Source organism: Natranaerobius trueperi (assembly GCF_002216005.1).
Classification (GTDB): Bacteria; Bacillota; Natranaerobiia; order Natranaerobiales; family Natranaerobiaceae; genus Natranaerobius_A; species Natranaerobius_A trueperi.
In genome coordinates, this window is record NZ_NIQC01000018.1 from 13,304 (window position 1) to 36,854 (window position 23,551).

A 23,551-nucleotide genomic window follows, 5' to 3' on the forward strand; every position below is an offset into this window, starting at 1 on the left:
ACCAATCATAATAGAATGATTGGTTCAGATTTTCCTTTTTTCACTGTCAACTTATAAAAAAACAGTTCATCAAATCTTATAATATTAATGTTCTACACCTTTACGAGATGGAATACCCTTTTGAAAATGATGTTTTACTTCTTTTATCTCACTCACTAAGTCTGCGCGCTTTACGACCTCTTTATCTGCATTTCTACCTGTCAATACAAGTTCAACATTTTTGGGTTTAATATCCATTAATTCGAGTACTTGCTCTACTTCTATAAGGTGAAAATCTAAAGCTACATTAACCTCGTCTAAAATAACAATATCGTATTTGCCTGATATCATAGATTCTCTCGCTTTTTCATACCCTTCTTGAGCCAGTTCTACATCCTCAACTTCCGGAGCTTCTTTATTTACAAATGTATCCCTTCCCATGAGATGGACAGTCGCGTTTTCAAATTTTTCTAAAGCTTTATACTCACCATATTCAGAGCTTCCCTTCATAAATTGAATCACGCATACTCTAAAATTGTGACCCAAAGCTCTTAAGGCTAACCCTAGGGAAGCTGTTGTTTTTCCTTTACCATTCCCTGTGTAAACTTGAACTGTACCTAACTCGTGATTGCTCATATAATCAACCCCTCTCCACTATATTATTTATTATGTTGTACTTCGCCAAAATATACCCTTACCCTTCTACTATCAAAAAAATAATTAACAAAACATTTATCACATAGTCTTTACTGTGTAATATTAAACTTTGTGAAAAAGGAGCTTTTAAATGTCATTCAGAGAAAAGCTTTTAATGATACTTCCACACATAATTCTAATACCAATTTTTATTATTATCATAAGTCAACCAGAAGCAATGTTTCGAGGAACAAAAAATGGTTTATCTACTTGGTGGAACATTATTTTACCCGCTCTACTTCCTTTTTTTATAACTTCTGACTTTTTAATGAGGTTAGGAATAATTCATTTTGGTGGAACTTTATTAGAACCAGTAATGCGCCCTTTATTTAATGTACCTGGATGTGGGGCTTTTGCATTAATCTTAGGAATGACAAGCGGAGCTCCTATAAATGGAGCAGTTACTTCTGATTTACGTAATTTGGATTTAGTAACCAAAAAAGAAGGGGAACGATTAATAGCATTTTCCTCTAATTCTAGTTTACTCTTTATGTTAAGTGCAATTCCAGTAGGTATGCTAAACCAACCTGAACTAGGAATTTTAATTGCTAGCACTCACATTTTTACTAATATACTATTAGGAATCATACTTGGATTTTGGAGTAAAAGAAATGTTTCAAGGTCAGATTTTACAACCAATTCAATAGGACTTAAAAAGTTAATTACCAAGGCAATAGAGATTACAAAAAGTTATTTAAGGAAAAATAAAATTGGTTTTCGTCAAATGTCTAAAGAGATAATAGCAAATTCAATGACAAAAGTACTTACTATCGGTGGATATATTGTTATATTTTCTATTCTAATTGAATTATTAATTAAACTTGAAGTTTTGACTTTTCTTAGTTCAAAACTTTTATATCTAATTCCTGTAAGTAACATTGAATTAATATCTTCTTTAATAGCAGGACTTTTTGAGACTACTGTTGGAACCAAACTGGCAGTTGACTCTGGTGAAAGCTTACAATATATCTTAACGATAATTGTTTTTATCCTCGGCTGGGGAGGATTTTCAATCCATGCACAGATGATGACTGTTATATCTGATTGCGATCTAAATTTAAAATTATTTATTTTCACCAGGTTTTTTCAAGGGGTTATTTCTTCTATGTTAATCTACTTTTTAAGTAGCACATACTTAGAATCTCAAGTATTTACAGTAGAATTTGCAGTACTACATGTTAACTTGTTTTGGGTTATTAAAAGACTATTTTTAAAAACTTTTTTTTTATTGCTTATGCTTACTTTTGTTTCGTTTGTAATTGTATTATTCTCTTCCATTAAATCATTTATTAGGAAGGAGTTTATCAGGTAGAATTCTCTTTTCTTCAAGTCTTATAATAACTAATAATCCAACTAGTAATGATCCAATACCCACTGTATAAAAAGTGATTTGTAATCCAAATTCAAGTAGTTGTGAAAAAGTTATAGTAGATAGTGCTCCACCTAATGATCGTGCACTACCATATATTGTACTCATGATTCCTCTAATTTCCTTTTCTTTAACTGATGTACTAACCATATCAACTGAAGGAAGTACAATACCTGATCCTACACCTAGTAATACAATTATTGGCCAAAAGAAGATTGTTTCAAGAGTGAAATACATTACAAATAAGCTAACAGCAATTATAATTAATCCACCGCCCATAAGGTATTTAGGACGAATGGTATTATGTAATCTTTCTGCAAATAATGTAGTTATAAGCATTGCTACAGAGGGTAAAGAAATAACTAATCCCCTTAAAATTTGCCCTAATTCTAAACGCTCCTCTAAGAAATCACTTAACCAAAACATAACACCTATTAAAATAAAAATTACTAGAAAAGCAACAATTAAAGTTAAAAATCTAGATTGTTCTTTGAACTCGACAAATGCCTTTTTTTGTTTATTCCAATCTACTTCTCCTTTAGATTGAGGTTCTTCTATATAAACCCATGTTAAAAGTGCAACTGGTATGGCAATTAACGGATATATAAAGAAAATAGAATACCAAGTTATTAGCCCTACAAGAGCACCTAGTATTGGACTTGTCACTTTTCCCAGACCGTTTGCAGTTTCTAAAAAACCGAGGGCTTTACTACGTTCAAGACTTTGAAAAATATCACCAACAAGAGCAACTGAAAGATACATTGGAGTTGCTGAACCAATACCTTGAAATAGTCTACCTAATAGAATCAAAGGATATGGTTCAGCCATTAATAGTATACTAACACCTGCCACCAATCCACCAAATCCGTAAAGAAGCAAAGATGCTACCATAATTATTTTTTTACCAAACCTATCAGCTAACATTCCACCAATTAGATTAATTAATGCTGCAGGGAAAGAAACTATTCCTACTAATATAGCTAAATCGTGTAAATCTAAGTTGAGCTCTCTTGATATAACAGGGAAAATTGGGAATAGGACTGTATTTACTAATACTGTTATATAGTTTGATGCACTTAATATACCTACTTTAACTGCACTCGTCTTTTTCAATGTCGTTACACCCTCCAAGAAAATTTTTAAGAAATCAGCTTTTACCTATTTTAGTTTTCTACAAATAGTAAATTAAAATACAAAAAAGGCAGGAAAATATCCTGCCTTTTTTGATTACTCTTTTTGTTTTGGTGCTATATTTGGATATTCAAAAATCTTATTTTCCCAAGTTCGTATTTTGATTGTGTCTTTACCTTGAGAAACTAGATACTCAGGAAGCATAGGTGTTTTTCCATGCCCATCTGGTGCATTAATAATATAAGTTGGGATAGAAATACCAGATGTATATCCTCTCATCTTTTCAAGTATTTCAAGTCCTTCTTCAACTCGTGTAATAAAATGGGAAGTACCTTTCACACATTTAGCATGAAAAATGTAATATGGTCTGACCATAGCTGTTAATAGTTCATGACACAGCTTTTTCATTACATGAGGATCATTATTTATTGTATTCAGTAATACAGACTGATTTCCTATACCAACCCCAGCTTTTGCTAATTTTTTAGTTGCATTCTTTGCTTCTTCCGTTAATTCTTTTGGATGATTAAAATGTGTGTTTACATAAACCGGTAAATGTCTAGACAATATATCGCATAAATTCTGTGTTATTCTTTGTGGTAAAGTAACAGGTGTTCTTGATCCCATTCTTTTTATTTCAACATGTGGTATTTTATCTAATTCAGTTAATAACCAATCTATCGTGTCATCGGATAACATGAATGCATCTCCACCAGTAAGTAACACATCTCTAATTTCTGGATGATTTTTGACATATTCTATGGATTCCTCTAATAAATGTCTTGGGGTTTGTTTATCTACTTCTCCGATATTTCTTTTTCTTTGACAATGTCTACAGTACATAGCACACTGATTCGTTACATTTATTATTAATCTATCTGGATATCTCCTTGTTATATTCCCACTTGGGTTAGTATATTCTTCTGCCATAGGGTCTGATTTCCCAATTTCATCTTTGATTTCATGAGCAATAGGTATTGATTGTTTTCTAATAGGACATTCTGGATCAACAGGATCCATAATACTTGCATAATAAGGTGAAACCGCCCACCTATAATTCTCACCTACATATTCAATTTCTTTTTTTTCCTCTTCAGAAAGATTCAAGATTTTAGCTAAGGTGTTAACATCATTTATTCTGTTTTGTAACTGCCACTTCCAATCTTTCCAGTCTTGCTCATCCCCATTTAATAATTCCAAAATTCTTTCCTTTCTTCTAGCTAGTTCTCCTTTTATTTTCTCACCAGTAACAATATTCTCCTGAACATCCAAATAATCCTGAATACTATCTTTTAGTTCCTGAGCTCTTTTGTTCGCAATTTGTTTTGGGTCTTTGTTCATATATACATCCCTCCTGTTTAGAATGTTGCTTAACTAATCAACAAGTACTCATACTATCGTCCTTAAGATCTCACTTCAACACTTTCTTCAATTGGTACATTATAATTTAGTAGTATTTGTAAACATGTATCCTTGAACAAAAGCTGATAAATATACTATCCCGATAAGTGCTGATATAATACTTAACGCTATCATATGGAATTCACCAACCATAATCAACTATCACCATAGCAAGCATAAAGTGAATCAATAACTATTTATAATTACTACCAAAACAATGACTAAATCAAATCACAAAATTGGTATTGCTGTTTTTTTGATCTTTGTTGATTCTATATAGATCATAAATCAGTACTGTAATCAAAATCAAGTGAGTTACGCTAAGGCAAATAAACCCCAGACCAAACCATATATAGATATTTATTGCGGTTATTACACATAATATGCTAAGTACGGTGTCCATTGTACCTTTTAAATTTCTTTTTGTATCTAATTTTAAATCTTTTAAAACTTTTTCTTCTTGTGTCTCATATGTTACTTTGTCTCTTGTCATACAATTAACTCAGTTTCCTTTTAATCTGGATTTTTAATAATTATCTATATCTAGAAATCAAATAATTCAATTGTCTTATCACAAGTTACTCTTTTTTGTTGTGTACATCTCCAACTCGTATAAGAATTCATCCAAATAATTGTCTTGCACATCAACATTAATCTTTCCACCTTCTTTCTATGACATCACCACTTATAGGCTCTTCTGTCCTGCACCAAATCCTTCACGAACGAATTTAATCTTTCCCCTCTAAATTGAAAACTGATCTTACCGCACTACCAGTTAGAGAATGTGTGTACTTTAAACTAAGATTAGAACATGTTTTTCAACTAATTTACCTCTAAAAAAAATAGCCCCAACCAGGGGTACTCCTGCTAAAAGATAACCTTACTTATGTTAACCCCTTTTTCAATTGACATTTGAATAGCTAATTATGAGCCTCTTCTAGACGCTGTTGGTTCTCAAAAATCACTTTCATCAAATCATAAACCAACCTTCGTTTATACCTTCATGAGTTACCATAGAATTAGCTACAAATAATGCATCTATATCTTCACACGGTATTCCACCTTTATGATAATAAGGATGATTATCAATCTCATATGTTAAAGAAATCATTTTACAATATTATGATTTACTGATACTTCTTCAATAACAGACCTGGAAATGAAAAATTCTAAAAATCTGCATCGATATTACACATCAGCAGATTTTTATTATGTGTAGTGATAAGTATTAATATCAATTATATCAAAATAAAATAGTTGACTGAATAAACTATTTCTATGTATTTATATTCGCTAAATATGTTTTAATTCCTGCTCATAGTTTAAAAAAAATACCATAAATTTAATATAGAGGATTATAATTTCTTTATAAGAGGTGAAATTTAGATATGTTTGAAATGATAATTTTAGGGATTATTCAGGGGATAACAGAGTTTTTACCAGTATCTAGTTCTGCACATCTTGTAATAGGAGAAAAAATTATGGGACTTGAAATTCCTGGCTTATACTTTGAAGTGATTTTGCATCTTGCATCTTTATTTGCACTAATTGTATATTTCAATTCTGAAGTTTCTGATTTACTAAAAAAGTCCATTAAATACATGTATACTAAATCAACTATATATGAGCAAACTTTCCGATTTTTCAAGTTTTTACTTTATGCAACAATTGTAACGGGAGTTATCGGAGTTTGTTTAGAAAGTATCTTAGATGATCAAATCAAAGACTTAACTGTAACAGGAGCTGCTCTTTTAATTACTGGAATCTTGCTAATATACATCGAAAACTCTAAAAAAGCGCATTTTATATTTTTAAACCATGATTCAGATCTAACTTTTAAAAATTGTTTAGTTATCGGAGCTTTTCAGGGGCTATCTATTATACCAGGACTATCAAGATCTGGTATGACGGTAATTGGAGGACTATTGCAAGGATATTCTAAAAGTATTACTTTGAAAATCAGTTTTTTACTTGCCTTTCCTGTCATAATTGGTTCTTTTATCTATAAACTTCCTGAACTTATATTAACAACTAATTCTTCTATAAATTTAAGTTGGAATCAAATAATCATCTCTTTCATTACTTGTTTTTTAGCTTCACTAGTGGGCATTAAAGGGTTAATTGGTATAGTAAAAAATAATAAGTTAACTATTTTTGCAGTTTATGTTATTGTACTAGGGATTATGATATTAATAGTTAGTTAAAATCCTCATATATATAGAAAACCATTTCTTTCAGTACTATTATTGCTATTAATATTATTGCTATTATTTATTAATAATAAGGGTCTGTTAAGTTTGTTGTTGATTTGGATAAAAAATATTAAAGCGATAGCAATTAGCTACCGCTTTAAGGCACATAAATTAGAAACTTTACACTAAATAATAATTATCAAGTTTGTTGTTTATAGAACTTATTAAAACTCAAAGGAATAAAGTTTACCATCAATTCCAAGAAGCCAATTGTCTTTATGGGTGGCAACCTCAACGTGTCGATATTAGGGATAAGAGTAGATAATGAATTATTAAATAGTTTAATTCCAGCTTATAACCCTCACCGTATTCTTTGCCAACCAAAATAATTAATCGTTCATCCCTATTACATGCGTATGATAAAATATCATCCTGGTCATCAAAATCTATTTTTTACCAGTTTGAGTTTCAATGATTAATCCTTGTCGTAGAGCCAAAAATTACTGTCTTATAAAAATTCCAATTGATTACCAAAGTCAAGTTTTTCTTTTACTGTAGTTTCTAGCTTAACTTCTTTTTCCTCATCTTGCTTTCTATACAGAACACTTTATACCGTTTTCATCATAATCAACATGGCTATCTGTGAGATCTTAATTATTATATTAAATGCATGTGGATTGATACTAAGCTTCCTTCGTTACTCTGAATTAATCCGCTTAATTCACCCTTTTAAAACTTCCAATAATAGCCTAGTTGGGTAGGAACTCATTTTATTGTTCATATTTTATTAACCTTTGTTCTCTAACTTTAAATTGCCAATTGGTAAATCTATGTCTTCTAGGTCAACTTCTTTTTCGCTTTTATTTGGTATTGGTACAACTTCAAAAGTTAAAATTTCATCATCTTCATCCCACTCTAACCTCTAAAAATTAACATTAAATTCAGGCTGTTCTATATCCTTTTTCAGTTCATTATATTTTTTGTTTTTTTCCTGTTCTAAGGTATCGGAAATTTTGATTTTCCGCATATTAGCTTCTGGATTTGGAGAATTTACTTTCCCTGCAAGAGCGTTTAAGATATAGTTTAGTGCTAATTCAAAATCACTTGGTAAATTTATATATGTTTGTCAAGCAGATACGGATCAACTATTGTTGCAGTTCCAGTAATTCTTTCACTTTCCAATTCGGCTTCTAAATCACTTTCAAAAGTTGCTAACACACAATTAAATGTATATTCGTCAGAGTTTGTTTCAGCATCAGTTACTTCAGTTGTTATAACTACTTCCGTAATCAGATCAATTACTGATTCTTTATAGAGTGCATCTAGAGAAGAAAAAAGTTATTCTAGTGAATCCATAGAAAGAACTTTCAGTTCATCATCCGCTTCTTCTATTTCAATAGTTTTCTCTGTTTTTTCCTTCTCAAGGTCTTGATGTGACCTCAAAGAAACGAATCCTCTTCGGCTTGAGAACTTAACTTATAATCACTCCCTTTTGAATAATCTCAATATTTTCATTACTGAGTTTGGGTATTTCAGTAAAACTGTTACTTGGACAGATTCTTCACTTTCTACAATTTTTTCTAATTATACATTACCTTTGAACCCAAGCTCTCCAGTGCCTATAAAATCATGATCTTGGACAACTTCAAAGTTAGGATAGTTATTTGATTCTAGGACTTCTTTATGCTTTCTTCAGAAAATAGTGTTGTAGAAACATTCTCACTAAAAATTTGAAAAGCTTCTTCTGCTGTTTGTTTAACTTCTTCTAGAGGCCATTCTGCCTTTTCAAATTCTTCTACACTAATTTTATCTTTAATGTTAGCTATTATTTCCTTGTCGTCATCAACTTCTAGCCCAAGATCTTCGGCTTCTTCTAAAATTTCACCTTCTTTAATCGTCCAATTATCAAAATCGTACCAGTCTTCGGCGATAGCTTTTAATTCGGCTAGATCTCCTTCTTTGTGTGTACCTTCACCAGTAACTTTTCCTACTCCTTCATGTTCAATTTCAACTATTACTTCGTGTTTTATATAAATTCAGCCGTTAAATCTTTTTTGCCTTTATTTCAAACTTATATTTATCACTTGTACTAATTTCTTCACCATCTTCAACCCGATTTACAAATTCATAACCTTCGTTTGGTTCAACTTCTAAAGTAACCTATTCACCTTCTGTATAAGTACCTTCGCCTTCAATTTCTCCATCCTCTTCAGGATTAGCTTGTACCTCTACCTCGTATTCTGGAGTACAACCTGTAGTAAAAGCAATTAAAACTGCTAAACTTACTACCATTATTGAATAAGTTAATTTTCTTAGCGACAAAATACCACCTCACATTGCTTCAGAATAATTAAGGCATATAAATCTGAGAACCACATTACTCAAAATATGCTTCATAGAGATTAAAATCTTCCTCATGTGGCAATACAATCCCCCATGTATCATCTAAATCAGTAACATTAGCTCTTAATTCATCACTACCACTAATAACATCAATATAAGCTTCATTTTGCTTGTCTAATCTTTCATCATAGATTTGGAAATGTATGCTTGAAGGCAGATCATTAAGAGCTACTGCCAGTATTGTTGGACTAACTTTGGTTAAAATCGGGCATGATAACACAATAAACACTATAAAAGAATTCTTAGTTAAGGTTATCTCATAGCTTCCACCCTATACAGAACATTTGTACCTTAATCGCAACATACTTATTTGTAATTTTCTAGGGATCAACAACTAACTTTAACAGAGTCAATAATAAAAAAACGGCCCACCTTTTCGGCAAGCCGCTACCTGCGAATTAATTCTTCCAACGTCCGTAGAAAAAACCATTATAAAAATTAGTCAAATTATCATATTCTTCAAAGAGTATGCTTCTGTATTTAAACAATCTAGGTATTTCAGAAATCGAATCCTTTTTAATGATGATTTTAAGTAAAAGATCAAGATTTTCAAAACCTATATGTTCCCAAAGTTTTAAAATTCTACGCTCTAAATTAAATTTAGCACCAAATAATTTTTGTAATCTGCTATGATAGTTAGAGGTATCTTTTTCTAATATTGTATCAACAGCCTCTCGCCCACTTAAGATAGCAAGATCAATGCCTTCTCCGTGTAAAGGCGAACTAAAGCCCCCACTATCTCCAGCAAGTAATATATTATCATAAACCAATTTATCTAAAGGACGAGTTGGAATTAGCCCACCATTTCTTTTAGTTATATTCACATCTGATAAACCTTCTCTTTTAAGTATTTGATTAACCTCTTCCTTTAAATTGGTCTGAAGATTTTCAGGGTATTTTCGATTTTGTGGAAACAATCCTAAACCAATATTTGCTTTTGAACTAGTTTTAGGAAAGATCCAATAATAACCAATAAAATTAGAGTTTACTCCAACTTTTAATTCACCTAAAAGTGAGGAAAAATTACCAGATACAGTCACTTGATGAGCATATGCCCAATCTTTTTGGTACTCTTTATTAAAGTTATAGGCTAAAGAGGTAACTGATGGTACACCTGTACAGTCGATAACCCAATCATACTTTTCTTTTAAGTTAATAAGTTGTTTAGCAGAAATTATAGTGTTTTCAAATATTTTAACACCCTTATTAATTGCTATTTCTTTTAGGGTTTTTTGCCAAGTTGCTCTATCTATCATCCATAAATTCATATCACTTGCATCTAATTTATAACTTTGGTTTAACTCAAGATGCAATCTATCAACCTTATTTAACACACCTGCACATGGCTTTCCTAACATCTTCAGAGAATCGTAAAAACCTTCTGCACATTTTAAATTTGAACCAATTTCAGTTTTTTCAAATAAGGTTACATTTAGCCCTTTATTCCTACTCGAAATAGCTGCAGAAAGCCCAGCAGGTCCTCCTCCGATTATAGCAATATCAACCATGACATCACCAATCTCCTTAATAACATGATATTAAATCACATAAAACTTTAATTAGTAATCTTTCTAATTAATGCATTCTCTTCACAATTTATATCTGCCGGGATAGTTACAACTTCTTTTGGATGTGGTGCTACTTGTGTTTTTTCTCCTTGACTATTAATAATTTGATTAACAACCATAGTATCTTTTTTTGTAGGTCCGACAATTTCTAGTCTATCACCTACTTGAAAATGATTTCTTTGTTGAACAGTTAAATAACCATCTTGGTTATTTAATACTATGCCAACAAAATCGTAATATGATTGCTTTTCCTCTTTTTCATAGATCTGATCATTTCCATTAGGTAAATCAAAATAAAAACCTGTTGAAAACGGTCTTGTAGAAGCTTTCTCTAATTCTTTTAATAAGCTTGGATCAAATTCAAAATTATAAGGATCTTGAAGATAAGAATCAATAGTTTTTCGATAAGCTCTTATTACAGTAGCCACATAGTGAGCACTTTTCATACGTCCTTCAATTTTAAACTTTGTAACACCAGCGTCGATTAAATTGGGTAAATGCTTTATCATACAAAGATCCTTTGAGCTCATTATTTGAGTACCTCGTTCATCTTCAACAATTGGTAGATATTCACCAGGACGTTGTTTCTCTACTAGATAATACTCCCACCTACATGGATGAGCACACATTCCTCTGTTAGCATCACGTTCAGCTAAGTAGTTTGATAATAGACAACGTCCCGAATAAGAGATACACATAGCACCGTGTATAAAAGCCTCAATTTCTAATGATGGAAGCTTCTCTTTTATGTCTTTGATTTCATTTAAATTAAGTTCCCTTGCGAGAATAACTCTATCTAAACCTTGTTTTTGCCAAAATTCAGCTGTTTTGTAGTTAGTACAATTTGCTTGTGTAGATAAATGAATCTCCATATCTGGAATAATTTCTTTACATATCGAAATTATTCCTGGATCTGATATTATTAGAGCATCTACTCCTAATTCATACAATTCTTTTAGATAGTCTTCTAGACCAACTAAGTCTTCATTATGAGCAAAAATATTCACTGTAACATACACTTTTTTTCCAAATGAATGAGCATAATCTATTCCTGCTTTCATTTCTTCTTTAGAAAAATTACCTGCAAAGGCTCTAAGACCATATGCCTTTCCCCCTAAATATACAGCATCTGCTCCATAATCAATTGCGAATTTTAACTTTTCTAAATTTCCCGCTGGTGCTAATAATTCAAAATCATGTCGATTCATGTTCATCATAATTTTTTCCTCCTATACGTCGAAATTTATAGTTATTCTTGAATTTGTATAGTTCGCTGCACTTCATGTTCTTGATAAGTTTTTGAAAAAACGTGTTTCCCAGACCCGTCTAACTTTGACACAAAAAATAAGTATTCATGTTCTTCTGGGTTTAAAACAGCCTCTATAGAAGAACTACTTGGTGATGCTATCGGCCCAGGTGGCAAATCATTGTTTCGATAGGTATTATAAGGTGATTCAATTTGAGTATCTTCATAAGAAAGAACAGGTTTATTCTCTTGAATTATATATTCGACTGTGGCACAAGATTCTAACCTCATATTATTTTCTAGACGATTATAAAATACTCCAGCTATTCGTTCACGTTCATCATCTCGGACAGCTTCTCGTTCAACAATCGATGCAAGAGTCATCAAATCTACCACAGAAACATCTCGGTTTTCCATTTTACGTTCGTATTTTTCTGTAAACATTTTATCAAATTGATCTAGCATTTTTTTTACTACTTCTTTCTCTGTAGCATCAGCATTAACATTATAAGTTTCAGGATATAAAAAACCTTCTACCGGAAATTTCACCCCTTCATCAAAATCCTCTAAAAACCAGTAATCCCAATCATCAGAAGAAAAAAGCTCGATATATTTCTCTTTATCTCCAAGTCCTTGATCTTCTAATCTTCTAGCCACTTGATCTACTCTTAATCCTTCAGGAATAGTAAACCTAATACTACGATCTATAACATCACCATGAATCATTTTTTCTAAAATTTCATCAGGTGATAATTTCCCTGTAAATAAATACTCTCCAGCTTGTATTTTTCCATCATAGTTATTATAAATTGCATAAAAACGAAATATAGTTGCATTTCTCACAACCTCTTTTTCTTCTAAAATTTCAGAGACCTCATCCATATTAGTGCCACTTTGAATAATAATCTCTGTATCATCAACCTCTACAGGTTGTAAGGCATTTACAACATAAAAATAAATTCCACTAATCCCGAGCATTAGTAAAAAACCAATTACAAGTAATTGATCTCTAGTGTTTTGTAGTTTTTTTCTAATAATAAGTTGGACCATTTAGTACATACCTCCATCCTCTCTCCTAAACGTATTATGTTGTAAATACATTATATCACAAAAGAAAAGGAGCCATAAGGCTCCTTTTACTCTGTTTCTTCCATTTTTTCTTCATATGCTTTCTTAACACGTTCCCATTCATCATCATCTTCAACTGTAGTTAGCATGTATTCTCCCTCATCATCCTGCTCAACTCTCATTATAACAGCCTCATCTGCTTCTTCTGGATATTTCTCTTGTTCCTCTTCAGTAGGGAGTAGAACCACATAATTGTTATCTTGTTCTTTAAAGAAATCATAAACTTCAAAATTATGTCGTTCCCCTTGTTCATCTTCCAGTACAATAACTTGGTTATTTTCTTCAGCCATAATACTCACTCCTTAAACTATATTATCACATTTTTCTATCTAATTAGATCTGTTTTGATCTAAATACGTTTGTAATATGTTAACTGCTGCTAGCTTATCTATTACTTGTTTTCTTTTTTTTCTAGAAACATCTGCATCTAGTAAAGTTTGTTCAGCCATTTTAGTAGTTAATCTTTCATCAACAGTTTCTATTGGAACTTCTATATCTTGTTTTAACAACTCAATAAATTTCATAACTTCCTCTGCCATTTCTCCTAAACTACCATTCATGTTTTTAGGTAGTCCAACAATTAGTTTAGAAACTTCGTTATCAGCAATTATCTTTTTTAGCTCATCAATGTCTTTTTCTAACGAAGTTCTTTTTATGACAGTTTTTCCTTGAGCAGTAAGTAATAATGCATCACTAACTGCAACACCTATAGTATTACTACCAAAATCTAATGCCATAATTTTCATAAAATCACCCTGTTATAACTCATATTATATCCGCTCCTCATCTTATATATACCCATTTAACTTTTGTTAATCTAGATAGGATTTGAAAATTTCTTCTAAGAATTCATCTCGTTCTTTTTTTCTAATTAAGCTACGAGCATTTTTATGATTAGTAATATAAGTAGGATCTCCACTCATAAAGTATCCAACTAACTGATTTATAGGGTTATACCCCTTTTCTTCTAATGCTTCATAAACTTCTTTTAAAATTTCTTTCGCTTCATGTTCTTCATCTAAAGGTATATTATACTGCATTGTTTTATCACTTTGTGTAGTATACGAATTATCAAATTTGTCCATATAATTCACCTCTTTAAATAAAATCCTAATATATGAATTCTGGATTTTGAACAAAAATCCTTTCACAAAATTAAATTAGTTATTTAACTGCTCTTTTACTATTTCTTCAACTTGCTTTATAGCATCATTTAGCTTCTCTGGCTTTTTACCACCAGCTTGAGCCATATCAGGGCGTCCACCACCTCCGCCTCCAGCTGTTGTGGCAACTTGTTTTAAAATATTACCAGCATGGATACCTTGATCAACTAATTCTTTTGAGACCATAGCTACAAATAACGCTTTACCATTGTAAGAACTGCCTAAAACAACAACACCTTTACCTAACTTATCCCTTACACGTTCACTTAAATCTCTTAGACTTTCATTATCAAAATCATCAAGTTTTACGTTAATTACAGAAACTCCATTAACATCTTTAGATTGTGAAATAAGTTCATCTACTTTAAAGCTAAAGATTTGATTCTTAAGCTTATCAATTTCTTTTTCCTTTGTTTTTAAATCATCTACAAGCTCTTTTGTCTTTTTTACCGTTTTATCACTATCTGTTTTAAGAATATTCGCTATTTCTTTTAGTGTTTGTTCATTCTCTGATAAATAATCAAGCGCTTTTCTACCTGTCAGAGCTTCAATCCTTCTAACTCCTGCTCCTATACTAACTTGATTAATAACTTTAAATAAGCCAATTTCACCTGTCGTTGTTACATGTGTACCTCCACACAGTTCTTGAGTTGGTCCCATTTTTACAATACGGACTTTTTCATCATATTTTTCATCAAATAACGCTATAGCACCCATTTCTTTAGCTTTATTTAGATCTGTACACATCACATCTACTGAATAATTGTTCCTAATTAGCTGGTTAATTTGTTGTTCTATCTTTTCAAGTTGACTGTTATTTAATGATTCAAAATGTGTGAAATCAAATCTCAATCTGTCTGGAGTAACTAAAGATCCAGCCTGTTCTACATGTCCTCCTAAAACTTGTTTAAGACAATGATGTAATAGGTGGGTAGCACTATGATTTTTCATTGTATCTTTACGATTTTCAATATCTACGTATAACTCAGCATAATTTCCAGTTTTAAAAATTCCTTTTTCGACTTCTACTTGTAAAACAGTTTGATTAAGTTCATTAATTAATGTATTCTTAACACGACCTTTAGTATTATCTACTCTTATTGTACCTGTATCTCCTACTTGACCACCACTTTCACCATAAAAGGGTACTGAATCTACGATCAATTGTACCTCTTTACCCTCTGCTGCCTCATGCAGAACAGTATCATCTTGTGGATCTATTATCCCTTTAATTTCACCTTTACCTTCTAGATTATCATAACCAACAAACTCAACTTCTATATCTTTAAATTCTTTCATTGCAGTAGATTCAGTCAGCATATCACCAGAGTCTTTTTGTGCTTTTCTAGCTTGTTCTCTTTGTTCTGAAAGTGCCCTTTCAAAATCTTTTTCATCTACGGATAATCCTTCTTCTTGTAAAATTTCCTTTGTAAGTTCTAGTGGAAATCCATATGTATCATACAATTTAAAAGCATCAGCACCAGAAAGCATATTTTGATTATTCTCTTTAATATTTTCTATATAATCTTGAAGAATACCTATTCCTTGGTCAATTGTCTTATTAAACCTTTCTTCTTCTAGCTCGATAATTTTTGTTATGTAATCACGTCGTTCATCTAATTCTGAATATGCATCTTTTAAAATATCAATAACTAAATTTGCACCTTCACTCATAAATGTATCCTTTATACCTAACAGTTTACCGTGTCTACTGGCTCTACGCAAAATTCTACGTAAAACATATCCTCTGCCTTCATTAGAAGGTAATACACCATCTCCTATCATTACAACAACACTACGAAGGTGTTCTGTCACTATCCTTAAAGAAACATCTGATTCATCATCATTACCGTACTCTATTCTACTTAGTTTACAGATGTGATCTAATATAGGTTTGATGATATCAATTTCATAAATTGATGGGACATCTTGCATTACAACTGCCAGACGCTCTAAGCCTGCACCTGTATCTATATTTTTCTGTTCTAAAGTTGTATAATTTCCTTTTTCATCTAGATTAAATTGTGTAAACACAAGATTCCACATTTCTAAGTATCTATCACATTCACAACCAGGTTTACAATCATGATCTTCACATCCATATTCTTCACCACGATCATAATAAATTTCTGAACATGGACCACAAGGACCTGTACCTATTTCCCAAAAGTTATCCTCTTTCCCAAGCCTTACCATTCGTTCATGAGGTAATCCAACCTCTTTAGTCCAAATATCATAAGCTTCATCATCTTCAAAGTATACACTTCCCCATACACGCTTTGGCTCTAGCTCTAATACTTCAGTACAAAACTCATAAGCCCATAAGATAGCATCTCGTTTAAAATAATCTCCAAATGAAAAATTACCTAGCATTTCAAAAAAGGTAGCGTGTCTAGCCGTTTTACCAACTTCTTCTATATCAGGTGTTCTAATACATTTTTGTGAAGTTGCCATTCTTGGCGCAGGTGGTTTTTTCTCACCTGTAAAGTAAGGTTTTAAAGGTGCCATGCCTGCCCCGATAAGTAACAAACTAGGATCATTTTGTGGAATTACAGAATAGCTTTTTCTAACATAATGGTTTTTTTGTTCAAAAAACTCGAGAAATTTTCGCCTGATTTCATGAGTTTTCATTTAAAATCCTCCTTTATATTCACTATAGGATTGATATTTAAATACAAATAAAAAATCCCCGCTCCCTAGAAAAGGGACGAGGAATTGCTCGCGGTACCACCCTAATTATCGATAGATAACTACCGATCACTTAATAAGTTCCATAACGAGAACCAACCGACGTGGCCTACTACCTAGATAAGGCTTCGACCCGAACTCTCCAGGGCGGCATTAGTTTAAGTTCGAAAACCCTCTCAGCTGGTTTATAACCAAGGTTTTCTCTCTGGGAACCGAAGTTTAACCCCTTCATAAAGACTTCTACAATATTTGTTTTCATTATAATTATTTAAAATTTAAATGTCAAGAACTCACTTATTTATCAGCCAACCAAAATCCTAAAGCTAGATGTCGTATAATTACTCTTATAATAGCTAAAATAGGTACAGCTAATATCATTCCAATCACACCAAAGAAGTGTCCACCAGCTATTAGAACCGTAACAACTGCTAAGGGATGAATTGCAAGATTTCTACCATAAATTTGAGGAGCTAAAATTTGACTCTCTACTTGTTGAATAACAGTTATTAAGATAATAACTGTTATTGCAAGAGTAGGTGCCTGAACAAACCCTACAACTGTCGATGGTATTGCTCCTAAGAACGGTCCAAAATATGGTATGATATTTGTTATTCCAGCTATCAGACCTAGTACCATAGCAAAATCTACACCTAATATCCATAAACCTAAATAAGTAAGAACTCCTATGAAACCACAAATTATAATTTGACTTCTTATATATGCTCCGATAGTTCTATTAATGTCTCTTAAAACTAATAAAACCCTTTTTCTATATTTATTTGGAATAACAAAACTTAGATTCTTTTTTATCAAATCTGCGTCTTTTAAAAAGTAAAATAAAATAATTGGAAAGGCAACCAAGCTTAGAAAATGACCGAAAAACCCTAAAGCGACACCAAACAAACTTTCTACATCTACAATCCTATCTAAATACAGAGTTAAATCTCGTTGTACTTCTTCGATATTATCTCTTATCACTTCCGTTACAGTAATTGGAAGTTCATGTCTATCAATCCAAATTTCTATTTGTTTGATAAAAGATTGGATCTCTTCAGCGTAATCAGGTGCCACTGCAATCAATTTTTGAGTTTCTTTAATTATAGTTGAAAAAGCTCTAGTGCCCCAAAATACCAGAAAACCACCAATTACTGCAAATAAAATTAATATAGCTAATGACCTAGGTACTTTATTCTCTTCTAGTAAATCTATTGTAGGTTTAAAAATATATGCTAGTATAAAAGCTATAAAAAAAGGTAATAAAAAGTTGAAAATTTGGCTTCTTAAAGTTATTACTGTTCCTAGAAAATTCATAATAAAGTAAAATAAACCCACAATAACAACTATGGCTATAGTCACCACAGCTGCATTTCTAAAAAGCCTCCTATCACCAGTATCCATATTGTTTCCCCACTCCCTTAATACTTAAACTAAACACCTAGCTACTCATCATATCTATTAAACTCCTCTTCTGATAAGTCTTTTTCCTCATTTGTAGCACTCGTTCTAGAGGTATAAAACAATCCCACCAAAACACCTAGCAAACTACCTGTTAGTAGACCGCGAATATAGCCTCCCCGAAACATTATTTCATCTCCTTTACTTTATTTATACTATAACTTAATATAATTAAATCTTATATACAGAAGTAAGAGTCCCATCATCTTCAATGTTATAAATTTGATAATTTTGCTCTTTAGTTTCTTTAAATTCAACACAACAGTTCCAACAAAAGTATTGATTTGCACCAACGCGACCTACATCGATCCGATTACAAAGTGGACAATAAATGTTCAAAATAACCCCCCTGAAGAAATCTTTTATACTTTATTATTTCTTCTAAGGGGTTAAAATATACGAATATTACTTAATTTTATCTAATATTGTTCCACCACCAACAACTAAATCGCCTTGATAAAACGCTACACCTTGACCTGGTGTAATAGCTTTAACAGGAGAATCAAACCTAACGTTTACTTTGTTTTGATCTTTTTCATGTGGTTCTAATTTAGCAGAAACTTCTGTAAAATTATACCTAATTTTACATTCAATATCTATAGAATCTTTTAATGAATTAATTGATATTAAATTTACATCATCAGCTACTAGTCCGTAAGAGTATAAATGTTCAGTATCACCAACTATTAGAGCATTTTTTTTCGGGTCAATATCGACTACATAAACAGGTCTTCCAAGTGAAATTCCAAGTCCCCTTCTCTGCCCAATAGTATAATGACAAACTCCCTTATGTTCTCCTATTTTATTACCATCTACATCTAAAATTGGTCCTTGGATGATCTTATCAGGAGCTTCCTTTTCTAAAAATTCACTATAGTCATCATTAGGGATGAAACAAATTTCTTGACTATCTGGTTTTTGTTCTACCCCTAATCCTCTTTCTTTCGCCATTTGTCGTACATCGTCTTTAACATAATCACCTAAAGGAAACAACGTCTTAGCTAATTGATTCTGAGTTAGTTGAGCGAGCATATAAGTTTGGTCTTTAGAGCTATCTTTACCTCTATATAATAAATATCTATCTTTTGATTTATCAAACACGATTCTAGCATAATGACCAGTAGCAATATAGTCACACTCTAGTGCAACAGCTTTTTTTAAAAACTCTTCCCATTTCATGAACCTATTACAAGCTATACAAGGATTTGGGGTCCTACCATGAAGATATTCATCTACAAAATCTTTTACAACATAATTATAGAAAGACTCTTTAAAATTTAAAACATAAAAAGGGATCTCTAATTTATCACAGACACGCTTAGCATCACTAGCTGCTGAAAGAGAACAACATCCTTTAACATTTTCTTCATATAACTCTTCATCTTCTTCTCTAAACCAAAGCTTCATATGTGCCCCGATAACTTCATACCCCTGTTCTTTTAATAGTGCTGCCGCAACTGAACTGTCAACACCACCACTCATAGCCACTAGTACTCTTTTAGCCATCAAAATCACCACGCTTTAAAAATAATCTTTGGAGTCGTTCTTTAATTTGGGCTTCTTTTCCATTTAAAGTCGGTTCATAAAACACCTTATCTTTAATCTCTTCTGGCAAATAGGTTTGAGAAATAAAATTTTCAGGATAGTGATGTGGATACTTATAGTCTCTACCATGTCCTAACTCTTTAGCACCTTGATAATGTGCATCCTTTAAATGATTAGGAACTTGACTCTTTGTACCTATTCCTGACTCTACTTCTTTTTGAGCTTTTAATACACCAATATAACTGCTATTGCTTTTTGGAGCTGAAGCTAGGTATGTGACACCTTGAGCTAATGTGATCTTTCCCTCTGGTAAACCTAAGCGTTCTACAGCCTGATAAACTGATAAAGCTACTTGAAGGGCTTGTGGATCAGCATTTCCAACATCCTCACTTGCAAAAATCAATAACCTTCTACATACAAAAAGTGGATCCTCACCTGCATATAACATTCTTGCTAACCAGTAAAGACCTGCATCAGGATCTGAGCCTCTAAGGGATTTTATAAATGCAGAAATAACATCATAATGATTATCACCATCTTTATCATAATAAACAGCCTTTTCTTGAATTGAATCCTCAGCTACTTCTAAATTAATTGTTCTTACTCCATTTTCATTGGGTAAGGTTGTCATAACGGCTAATTCAAGAGCATTTAAAGCAACTCTAATATCTCCATTTGCAGAATCTATAAAATGAGAAATAGCTTTATCATCAATTTCTACTTGATAGTTTCCTAAACCTTTTTCCTTATCTTCTAAAGCTCTATTTAAAAGTTTCTCCATTTCAGAACGTGTTAATTCTTCTAGTTTAAAGACTTGAGATCTTGATAAAAGTGCATTATTGACTGAAAAATAAGGATTTTCAGTTGTAGCACCTATTAGTATCACTGTACCATCTTCCACATACGGTAATAGTGCATCCTGTTGGTTTTTATTAAATCGGTGAATTTCATCAATAAATAATACAGATCCCCTATTATACTGACTTCTAATTTCTTGTGCTTTTTCTATTAAATCTCGCAAGTCCTTAACACCACTTATAACTGCATTTAATTGATGAAATTCTTTTTGTGTATTGCTTGCAATTATTTTAGCTATCGTAGTTTTCCCTATCCCAGGAGGGCCGTATAAAATTATAGAAGATAATCTATCTGCTTTTATTGCTCGGCGAAGTAGTTTCCCTTCCCCTAAAACTTTATTTTGGCCAACAAATTCTTCTAAGGTTAGTGGTCTAATCCTATCAGCTAATGGAGCTTCATGAGCAGTCTTTTCTTCTAAATTATAGCTAAAAAGATCCATAACTATTTCTCCTTTGTCTTAATTATTTAATGCCTTCAAATACAGCGCATGTTCAAATTGTATTTTTTTAATCGCGCAATCAACATCATAAGGAGTATCTAGATTTTCATTTATATTAAATGCGTTCGCATGACAACCACCACCACAGAGATATCTAGCCCAGCATGTTTTACAAATGTCCTTAGTTAAAATGTTACATGATTTCAGTCTTTTTGAAATGTCTTTATTGATTTGTTCAGGTTTAGAAACATTACCCATATAAAATTCATTTTTACTTACGAATTGGTGGCATGGAAAAATATCACCTGAGGGGTCAACTGCTAGATAATCGAACCCAGCACCACAACCAGTTATTTTTTTAATTGAACATGGGCCACCTTCAAGATCGATATTAAAATGAAAAAAGTTCAAATCACTACGCATACTTGACTCATCCGCTATTAATTTATACTCTTTTGTTATATAATCCAAATCGTTAGAAGATAAACTATATTTAGAATCTAAATCACCTATCACCGGTTCTACAGAAATGTGTTTGAAACCTAGTTCAGCTAAGTGTAACACGTCTTTAGAAAAATCAAGATTTTGTTTAGTATAGGTTCCTCTCATGTAATATTCTTGACTACCGTAGGTCGTTAAAGCATGTGCTAATTTTTGAAATTTGGGTAGTATTTTATCGTAGGTACCATTACCTTTCAAGTCTGTTCTGTAATAGTCATTAATATGCTTTCTTCCATCAATACTCATAACTACAGCAAAGTTTTCATTTATAATATAATCTATAATTTCATCAGTTAAAGCTAGACCATTTGTAGTTAAAGTAAATTTAAAACTTTTATTATATTTTTCAGCTTGTTTTCGAGCATATTCTACTGTTTCTTTAATAACAGAAAAATTTAATAATGGTTCTCCTCCAAAAAAATCTATCTCTAAATTTTTTCGAGCACCAGATTGGTCTATTAAAAAATCAACTGCCCGTTCTGCAGTTTTAGTATCCATATAAGAGGTTTGTCCGTTAAATAAACCACCATCTGCAAAACAATATTTACAATCCATATTACAGGCATGAGCAGGGTGTAAACATAATGCTTTTACTCCTAGTGGCTTTTTACTATCTTTCTCAGTATTAAACTTTACATGATCTGATTTTTTATAGAAACAAAGCAAACCTTGTTCATGAAGATTAGAAAGTTGTTCAAATGCTTCAGTTACATCATCATCTTTAGACCATTTTTTCTTTGCTTGTGACCTCAAACTATCTAAGAAATTATCAGTATTGTCATTATTCTTTGCTAAACCTTCTAACAATGCATTACAGGTCTCTGATATTTCATGTAATGAACCAGAGCCTACATCATATAATAATATTTTATCACCTATATAAAAAGTATGAAAATTTATTGACATTGTACCATCCCTTTGCTTATCTATTTTTATCAAATAAAAAAGTAGTCTCCTTTGGACTACTTTTAGTTGACACTTTCTTGTTCACACGCTTGGTTTCCTACAGTACAAGAAGTTTTACAAGCTGATTGACAAGATGTTTGACACTCTCCACATCCTATATGTTGGGTATCTTTATTTGATCCAAATGAGATAGTTTTTATATGTTTCAAAATATCCCTCCTATTTTTATGTATATTTCTAATACTAATTATAGCAGATTACAAAAAATGAGTAAATAAAGCTTAATTTAAAAAAGGGCCAAATAAATTAGGCCCTTCTTATTTACTCCTCAATTACTTTGTTTAATTTTTCAATCAATTGGTCAACATCTGCTCCGTGGACCATAGCAGCCTGTTCAACGGTCTCTCCAGTAGCTGACGGACAACCAAGACAATGCATACCATGTTCCATGAATACTTCAGCTGTCTTTTTATCAGTTTTTAATACCTCACTAATAGTCATATCCTTAGTAATTTTATTAGCCAAAATAAATTACCTCCTCTAACAAAATATTCTTGGTCTCTGTTAACATTGTACTTTTAGAATGTGTGATGGTCAAGGCCTTTTTTCATATTTTATATAATATGTTTGTATAGCCGGGGAGTTTCCCCGGCTATTTCTAATCATTTTCATTTTTAAAACTATCTACCATTTTCTTAACCATGTTTCCGCCAATCTTTCCTACCTCTCTAGTTGTCATATTATCCCAACCTCTTTCATCTATATCTGACTTTAAACCTAAATCTTTTGCGACTTCATACTTAAGTTTTGCTAACTTTGGGTTGGTCTCACCAGGTAGGCGACGACGGCCAGCTGCCAATTAATGCACCCCCAGAAAAGAGGT

At 32.0% G+C, this 23,551-nt stretch carries 27 protein-coding genes; 3 read left to right on the forward strand and 24 right to left on the reverse strand.

Annotated features, from left to right (window positions below):
• Positions 1–84: 84 nt before the first annotated feature.
• The gene (cobO, locus tag CDO51_RS08505; protein ID WP_089023855.1) at positions 85–615 is read right to left on the reverse strand and encodes a cob(I)yrinic acid a,c-diamide adenosyltransferase; all 531 of its coding nucleotides are present in this window, start codon (positions 613–615) and stop codon (positions 85–87) included.
• 151 nt (positions 616–766) lie between these two features.
• Here cobO and CDO51_RS08510 point away from each other — a divergent pair, with 151 nt between their 5' ends.
• Positions 767–1,987 carry a nucleoside recognition domain-containing protein gene (locus CDO51_RS08510; RefSeq protein ID WP_089023856.1) on the forward strand — a complete coding sequence of 407 codons (1,221 nt, stop codon included), beginning with the start codon at positions 767–769 and terminating at the stop codon, positions 1,985–1,987.
• On the opposite strand, the gene CDO51_RS08515 is transcribed toward CDO51_RS08510, so the two are convergent.
• The 4 genes from CDO51_RS08515 to CDO51_RS13795 all read right to left on the reverse strand — a co-directional run bounded on the left by CDO51_RS08515 (position 1,958) and on the right by CDO51_RS13795 (position 5,687).
• A complete protein-coding gene (locus CDO51_RS08515; RefSeq protein ID WP_089023857.1) occupies positions 1,958–3,157 on the reverse strand; it encodes an MFS transporter in 1,200 nt (399 codons plus the stop codon). The genes CDO51_RS08510 and CDO51_RS08515 overlap by 30 nt on opposite strands.
• A gap of 114 nt (positions 3,158–3,271) precedes the next feature.
• A complete protein-coding gene (gene eam / locus CDO51_RS08520) occupies positions 3,272–4,516 on the reverse strand; it encodes a glutamate 2,3-aminomutase (RefSeq protein ID WP_089023858.1) in 1,245 nt (414 codons plus the stop codon).
• A gap of 286 nt (positions 4,517–4,802) precedes the next feature.
• Positions 4,803–5,069, reverse strand: a complete 267-nt coding sequence (locus CDO51_RS08525; protein WP_089023859.1) for a hypothetical protein — start codon at positions 5,067–5,069, stop codon at positions 4,803–4,805.
• 477 nt (positions 5,070–5,546) lie between these two features.
• Entirely contained in the window at positions 5,547–5,687 is a 141-nt protein-coding gene (locus CDO51_RS13795) for a hypothetical protein (protein ID WP_158212398.1), read from the reverse strand.
• A 277-nt stretch (positions 5,688–5,964) separates the two neighbouring features.
• On the opposite strand from CDO51_RS13795, the gene CDO51_RS08530 reads away from it, so the two are divergent.
• Both CDO51_RS08530 and CDO51_RS13800 read left to right on the forward strand, forming a co-directional pair.
• Positions 5,965–6,780, forward strand: coding sequence for an undecaprenyl-diphosphate phosphatase (locus tag CDO51_RS08530; protein ID WP_089023860.1), 816 nt, complete (start codon positions 5,965–5,967; stop codon positions 6,778–6,780).
• 1,111 nt (positions 6,781–7,891) lie between these two features.
• Positions 7,892–8,083: a hypothetical protein gene (locus CDO51_RS13800; protein WP_158212399.1), complete on the forward strand. Its 192-nt coding sequence runs from the start codon at positions 7,892–7,894 to the stop codon at positions 8,081–8,083.
• Between the two features lie 355 nt (positions 8,084–8,438).
• On the opposite strand, the gene CDO51_RS15400 is transcribed toward CDO51_RS13800, so the two are convergent.
• The 19 genes from CDO51_RS15400 to CDO51_RS08605 form a co-directional block, all read right to left on the reverse strand.
• Positions 8,439–8,804 (reverse strand): InlB B-repeat-containing protein, encoded by a 366-nt coding sequence (locus tag CDO51_RS15400; RefSeq protein WP_420811488.1) that lies wholly within the window; start codon positions 8,802–8,804, stop codon positions 8,439–8,441.
• Positions 8,805–8,928: 124 nt separating this feature from the next.
• On the reverse strand, positions 8,929–9,090 hold the full coding sequence (locus CDO51_RS13805) for a hypothetical protein (protein WP_158212400.1): 162 nt from the start codon (positions 9,088–9,090) through the stop codon (positions 8,929–8,931).
• 55 nt (positions 9,091–9,145) lie between these two features.
• Complete coding sequence (locus tag CDO51_RS08535) at positions 9,146–9,391, reverse strand: hypothetical protein (protein ID WP_143824698.1); 246 nt, start codon at positions 9,389–9,391, stop codon at positions 9,146–9,148.
• A gap of 178 nt (positions 9,392–9,569) precedes the next feature.
• A complete protein-coding gene (locus tag CDO51_RS08540; RefSeq protein WP_089023862.1) occupies positions 9,570–10,679 on the reverse strand; it encodes an FAD-binding protein in 1,110 nt (369 codons plus the stop codon).
• A 47-nt stretch (positions 10,680–10,726) separates the two neighbouring features.
• A complete protein-coding gene (locus CDO51_RS08545; RefSeq protein WP_089023890.1) occupies positions 10,727–11,947 on the reverse strand; it encodes a peptidase U32 family protein in 1,221 nt (406 codons plus the stop codon).
• Positions 11,948–11,988: 41 nt separating this feature from the next.
• Positions 11,989–13,035 carry an endolytic transglycosylase MltG gene (gene mltG, locus CDO51_RS08550; RefSeq protein ID WP_089023863.1) on the reverse strand — a complete coding sequence of 349 codons (1,047 nt, stop codon included), beginning with the start codon at positions 13,033–13,035 and terminating at the stop codon, positions 11,989–11,991.
• Between the two features lie 86 nt (positions 13,036–13,121).
• The gene (locus CDO51_RS08555; protein ID WP_089023864.1) at positions 13,122–13,403 is read right to left on the reverse strand and encodes a DUF1292 domain-containing protein; all 282 of its coding nucleotides are present in this window, start codon (positions 13,401–13,403) and stop codon (positions 13,122–13,124) included.
• A 39-nt stretch (positions 13,404–13,442) separates the two neighbouring features.
• Positions 13,443–13,859, reverse strand: coding sequence for a Holliday junction resolvase RuvX (gene ruvX, locus CDO51_RS08560; protein WP_089023865.1), 417 nt, complete (start codon positions 13,857–13,859; stop codon positions 13,443–13,445).
• Positions 13,860–13,925: 66 nt separating this feature from the next.
• Complete coding sequence (locus CDO51_RS08565) at positions 13,926–14,153, reverse strand: IreB family regulatory phosphoprotein (protein ID WP_205842179.1); 228 nt, start codon at positions 14,151–14,153, stop codon at positions 13,926–13,928.
• A 120-nt stretch (positions 14,154–14,273) separates the two neighbouring features.
• Positions 14,274–16,907, reverse strand: coding sequence for an alanine--tRNA ligase (alaS, locus tag CDO51_RS08570; RefSeq protein WP_089023867.1), 2,634 nt, complete (start codon positions 16,905–16,907; stop codon positions 14,274–14,276).
• A 351-nt stretch (positions 16,908–17,258) separates the two neighbouring features.
• Positions 17,259–18,362 (reverse strand): AI-2E family transporter, encoded by a 1,104-nt coding sequence (locus tag CDO51_RS08575; RefSeq protein ID WP_089023868.1) that lies wholly within the window; start codon positions 18,360–18,362, stop codon positions 17,259–17,261.
• Between the two features lie 41 nt (positions 18,363–18,403).
• Positions 18,404–18,547, reverse strand: coding sequence for a hypothetical protein (locus CDO51_RS13810; RefSeq protein ID WP_158212401.1), 144 nt, complete (start codon positions 18,545–18,547; stop codon positions 18,404–18,406).
• 43 nt (positions 18,548–18,590) lie between these two features.
• Complete coding sequence (locus tag CDO51_RS14020; protein WP_169710440.1) at positions 18,591–18,758, reverse strand: hypothetical protein; 168 nt, start codon at positions 18,756–18,758, stop codon at positions 18,591–18,593.
• Between the two features lie 66 nt (positions 18,759–18,824).
• Complete coding sequence (gene mnmA, locus CDO51_RS08580; RefSeq protein WP_089023891.1) at positions 18,825–19,934, reverse strand: tRNA 2-thiouridine(34) synthase MnmA; 1,110 nt, start codon at positions 19,932–19,934, stop codon at positions 18,825–18,827.
• The gene (locus CDO51_RS08585; protein WP_089023869.1) at positions 19,918–21,261 is read right to left on the reverse strand and encodes a replication-associated recombination protein A; all 1,344 of its coding nucleotides are present in this window, start codon (positions 21,259–21,261) and stop codon (positions 19,918–19,920) included. Before CDO51_RS08585 ends, mnmA begins: the two co-directional genes overlap by 17 nt.
• Positions 21,262–21,279: 18 nt before the next feature.
• Positions 21,280–22,668 carry a thioether cross-link-forming SCIFF peptide maturase gene (gene scfB / locus CDO51_RS08590; RefSeq protein ID WP_143824699.1) on the reverse strand — a complete coding sequence of 463 codons (1,389 nt, stop codon included), beginning with the start codon at positions 22,666–22,668 and terminating at the stop codon, positions 21,280–21,282.
• Between the two features lie 62 nt (positions 22,669–22,730).
• The gene (gene scfA / locus CDO51_RS08595) at positions 22,731–22,877 is read right to left on the reverse strand and encodes a six-cysteine ranthipeptide SCIFF (protein WP_089023871.1); all 147 of its coding nucleotides are present in this window, start codon (positions 22,875–22,877) and stop codon (positions 22,731–22,733) included.
• A 112-nt stretch (positions 22,878–22,989) separates the two neighbouring features.
• Positions 22,990–23,169: a DUF1858 domain-containing protein gene (locus CDO51_RS08600; protein ID WP_089023892.1), complete on the reverse strand. Its 180-nt coding sequence runs from the start codon at positions 23,167–23,169 to the stop codon at positions 22,990–22,992.
• 157 nt (positions 23,170–23,326) lie between these two features.
• Positions 23,327–23,527 (reverse strand): alpha/beta-type small acid-soluble spore protein, encoded by a 201-nt coding sequence (locus CDO51_RS08605; protein WP_089023872.1) that lies wholly within the window; start codon positions 23,525–23,527, stop codon positions 23,327–23,329.
• Between the last annotated feature and the right edge of the window lie 24 nt (positions 23,528–23,551).

Excerpts from the sequence above, each read along its gene's own strand:
- cobO (WP_089023855.1), bottom strand. The coding sequence starts at position 615 with ATGAGCAATCACGAGTTAGGTACAGTTCAAGTTTACACAGGGAATGGT.
- CDO51_RS08510 (WP_089023856.1), top strand. The coding sequence starts at position 767 with ATGTCATTCAGAGAAAAGCTTTTAATGATACTTCCACACATAATTCTA.
- eam (WP_089023858.1), bottom strand. The coding sequence starts at position 4,516 with ATGAACAAAGACCCAAAACAAATTGCGAACAAAAGAGCTCAGGAACTA.
- CDO51_RS08525 (WP_089023859.1), bottom strand. The coding sequence starts at position 5,069 with ATGACAAGAGACAAAGTAACATATGAGACACAAGAAGAAAAAGTTTTA.
- CDO51_RS13795 (WP_158212398.1), bottom strand. The coding sequence starts at position 5,687 with ATGATTTCTTTAACATATGAGATTGATAATCATCCTTATTATCATAAA.
- CDO51_RS08530 (WP_089023860.1), top strand. The coding sequence starts at position 5,965 with ATGTTTGAAATGATAATTTTAGGGATTATTCAGGGGATAACAGAGTTT.
- CDO51_RS08540 (WP_089023862.1), bottom strand. The coding sequence starts at position 10,679 with ATGGTTGATATTGCTATAATCGGAGGAGGACCTGCTGGGCTTTCTGCA.
- CDO51_RS08545 (WP_089023890.1), bottom strand. The coding sequence starts at position 11,947 with ATGAATCGACATGATTTTGAATTATTAGCACCAGCGGGAAATTTAGAA.
- mltG (WP_089023863.1), bottom strand. The coding sequence starts at position 13,035 with ATGGTCCAACTTATTATTAGAAAAAAACTACAAAACACTAGAGATCAA.
- CDO51_RS08555 (WP_089023864.1), bottom strand. The coding sequence starts at position 13,403 with ATGGCTGAAGAAAATAACCAAGTTATTGTACTGGAAGATGAACAAGGG.
- ruvX (WP_089023865.1), bottom strand. The coding sequence starts at position 13,859 with ATGAAAATTATGGCATTAGATTTTGGTAGTAATACTATAGGTGTTGCA.
- CDO51_RS08565 (WP_205842179.1), bottom strand. The coding sequence starts at position 14,153 with ATGCAGTATAATATACCTTTAGATGAAGAACATGAAGCGAAAGAAATT.
- alaS (WP_089023867.1), bottom strand. The coding sequence starts at position 16,907 with ATGAAAACTCATGAAATCAGGCGAAAATTTCTCGAGTTTTTTGAACAA.
- CDO51_RS08575 (WP_089023868.1), bottom strand. The coding sequence starts at position 18,362 with ATGGATACTGGTGATAGGAGGCTTTTTAGAAATGCAGCTGTGGTGACT.
- CDO51_RS13810 (WP_158212401.1), bottom strand. The coding sequence starts at position 18,547 with ATGTTTCGGGGAGGCTATATTCGCGGTCTACTAACAGGTAGTTTGCTA.
- CDO51_RS08585 (WP_089023869.1), bottom strand. The coding sequence starts at position 21,261 with ATGGATCTTTTTAGCTATAATTTAGAAGAAAAGACTGCTCATGAAGCT.
- scfB (WP_143824699.1), bottom strand. The coding sequence starts at position 22,668 with ATGTCAATAAATTTTCATACTTTTTATATAGGTGATAAAATATTATTA.
- CDO51_RS08600 (WP_089023892.1), bottom strand. The coding sequence starts at position 23,169 with ATGACTATTAGTGAGGTATTAAAAACTGATAAAAAGACAGCTGAAGTA.